The sequence below is a fragment of the Roseomonas chloroacetimidivorans genome (assembly GCF_049629625.1).
Taxonomy (GTDB): Bacteria; Pseudomonadota; Alphaproteobacteria; order Acetobacterales; family Acetobacteraceae; genus Roseomonas; species Roseomonas chloroacetimidivorans.
The window spans coordinates 1-2,696 of sequence record NZ_JBNBZS010000216.1 but is presented as its reverse complement, the minus strand read 5'-3'; the positions used below and the strand labels follow the sequence as shown (position 1 = coordinate 2,696).

The window sequence follows — 2,696 nt, the reverse complement described above, 5'->3', positions numbered from 1 at the left end:
TCCCGCCCCCGTCACGCTCGACCTGCCGAACCCACTTCCGGAGCGTCTCGGTGGTGCAGCCCATCTTCGCCGCGACCGAATTGATCGCCGCCCACTGCGTCGGGTGGTCGCCGCCACCCTCCAGCACGATTCGCACGGCCCGCTCCCGCACCTCCGGCGAGTAGCTCGCCGCCGTCTTCTTCGTCGTCATGGCTCCACCTTACTCAAGGGTTGGAACCTCCGCGAAACCCGGGGCGGTTCAGGTGGCGCCGAGCGGCGTTCGTTTTGAAAGGCAAGAAGGCGGCCCCTGGAGAGTGAAGGGGAACACGCCCCAGCCTCGTCCTACACGAAGCGGCCCAAGCCGCCGACCGCTGCAACAAGGCGCCTCTAAGCTCGAGTTTGGCCATTTAGGCAGCGTGGCAGAGGGCGTAAGCGATGCCTTCGCGGAAGGTAGTCGGGAGTTTCGTAGCGTCGAGGGCGTGGCGGGACAGTGCGAAACCCTGCTCACTCCAGATCTCCCGCCGTACGGCGGCAAGGCTGTCGGCAAAGGTTGGCCGCTGCTTGTGGTACCAGGCGCTGGCCGAGACCCGGAGCTGATCTCGGCTGTTGAGGCGCGATGCCAGCAGGGCGACGACCGAGAACAAGCCGAGCAGGCAAGGTGTGGTGCGGGCGACCGCTTTGTCAGACCACTGCCGCTGGGTCTCGACGCCGAGGTGGTCACGCACCTCTCGGAAGGTGACTTCCAGCTGCCAGCGCTGGACGAACCAGCGGAGGATCTGCAGCGGCTCCTGTGCGAGGTCGGTGCAGAGCAGGGCCTGCGGATCGAAGCGCCGGCCGGAGTCGCGCAACAGCACCCAGCGGATCGGCACGACCGGCATGCCAGCGTGGCGCCAGACGGCGCAGTCGGAGCAGATCTCCACCACGCGGTCGCCCTCGCCATACCAGCCGGGCATGATCAGGCGCTGCCACCGAGTGGTCTCGTTGGTCAGCACCTTGGCCAGGGTCGGCAGACGCTCACCTTTGGTCCGAGGGCGTCCGATGGTGCCGGAGTGGCGTGGCGGGGCTGGCTGGTAGAGAGCAGCATCGAGGCGCAGGCGGGTGACGCAGGTGACCTCCTGGCGGAGCAGGGCGGCCAGGAACTCGAGAGCGGAGAAGCCGCTGTCGGTGACCAGCACCAGTTGCCGCTCCGGCATCCAACGGCGGGCCTGCAGGACCAGTTGCCGGCCCCAGTCGGTGAGCTTCTTGTGGCACCGCCCGCGCTCGCGGCAGTACCGCTCCGAGGGGGCAAGGGCTGTCAGGAAGGGTAAGGCCCAGACCCGCCCGACCCAAGGAATGGGGACCAACAGCATGAGGCTGAGCCAGCGCAGTCCGCTCGCCTTGACGAAATGCCCGTGGCTAGAGCGGACCGGATCCCGATAAATGCCCTTGGCGCTGATCCGCTTGCCTTTCAAAGCCCATCAGGATCGTCGGCATCGCATTCCAAAGCAGCGGCACCGGGTCGCGAATTGGCCAGCCTACGAGGCCGGCCTGCGCGCCCGCGGCAGCCTGATCGTGTGGTTCTCCGAAGCCGCGATCGAGGCCTGGAGGGCGGCGCCGCGTACGACCCGCGGTGGTCAGCCCCGCTACTCCGCCCTGGCGATCGAGACGGCGCTGACCCTTCGGGCGGTGTTCCGTCTGGCACTGCGCCAGACCGAGGGCCTGATCGGCTCCCTCCTCCGGCTGCTCGGCCTGGATCTGGCGGTCCCGGACCACACCACACTGAGCCGCCGGGCCGAGACGCTCGAGGTGCCACGGCCGCACGGCGGGCGAGAGCCCGTGCACCTGCTGGTGGACAGCACCGGCCTGCGGCTGTGCGGACCCGGCGAGTGGCTGGTTGAGAAGCATGGGACACGGAGGCGCCGGTCATGGCGGAAGCTCCATCTCGCGACCGACGCCGACACCGGCCAGATCGTCGCGTCGGTGCTGACGGACAGGGATGCCGACGACGGCTCGCAGACTGGCCCGCTGCTCGAGCGGGTTGCCGGGCCGGTCGCCTCATTCACCGGCGACGGCGCGTTCGACCGTGACGACGTCTACGCCGAGGTTGCAGCACGCCATCCCGATGCCGACGTCATCGTGCCGCCACGCTCGAGTGCCGTGCCGAGCGGCACTGCCGAGATCAACCCGACGCGGCGTGACCGCCATCTGCAGGTGATCGCTGAGCGCGGGCGTGTGGGCTGGCAAAGGACGTCCGGATATAACTGGCGCGCTCTGGTTGAGGCCGATGTCTCGCGCTGGAAGCGCGTCATTGGTGACGGGCTGCGCTCTCAAAGCAAGGAACGTCAGACCACCGAGGTGGCCATCGCCATGAATGCCCTGAACCGGATGCTGGACCTCGGACGCCCAGAGTACGTCCGCATTGCATGAGCCTGGATGAGGGTAGGGCGCCATGCGCTCGTACCTCCGATCCATGCACCAAGGTCCCGCCGGATCAAGACTTCCCTGGCCATGGCCAGGCTCTCCACCATCAAAACGCTGGCGGGGTTCGACTTCGCCTTTCAGCCGTCCCTCGATCGCAACCGGATCCTCGCCCTGGCCGAGCTGAAGTTCATCGAGCACAGCGAGGTCGTCCACTTCATCGGTCCGCCAGGTACCGGCAAGAGCCACCTCTCCATCGCTCTCGGGGTCGAGGCCGTGAGGAGGGGACGCAGCGTGCACTTCATCACCCTGGCCGACCT

The 2,696-nt window shown here is 67.8% G+C and carries 4 protein-coding genes; 2 read left to right on the top strand and 2 right to left on the bottom strand.

From position 1 onward, the window contains the following. Both ACO1BU_RS36715 and ACO1BU_RS36710 read right to left on the bottom strand, forming a co-directional pair. Positions 1 to 190: transposase (locus ACO1BU_RS36715; protein ID WP_424140797.1), on the bottom strand; the 190-nt coding region annotated here is incomplete at its 3' end. 196 nt (positions 191 to 386) lie between these two features. Further along, on the bottom strand, positions 387 to 1,430 hold the full coding sequence (locus ACO1BU_RS36710; RefSeq protein WP_424140796.1) for an IS701 family transposase: 1,044 nt from the start codon (positions 1,428 to 1,430) through the stop codon (positions 387 to 389). Between ACO1BU_RS36710 and ACO1BU_RS36705 the strand changes: the two genes are divergently transcribed. Both ACO1BU_RS36705 and ACO1BU_RS36700 read left to right on the top strand, forming a co-directional pair. Beyond that, positions 1,420 to 2,385 carry an IS5 family transposase gene (locus ACO1BU_RS36705; RefSeq protein ID WP_424140798.1) on the top strand — a complete coding sequence of 322 codons (966 nt, stop codon included), beginning with the start codon at positions 1,420 to 1,422 and terminating at the stop codon, positions 2,383 to 2,385. The two genes, ACO1BU_RS36710 and ACO1BU_RS36705, sit on opposite strands and share 11 nt — an antisense overlap. Positions 2,386 to 2,466: 81 nt before the next feature. Beyond that, a partial coding sequence (locus tag ACO1BU_RS36700) for an ATP-binding protein (RefSeq protein WP_424140795.1) occupies positions 2,467 to 2,696 on the top strand: 230 nt, incomplete at its 3' end.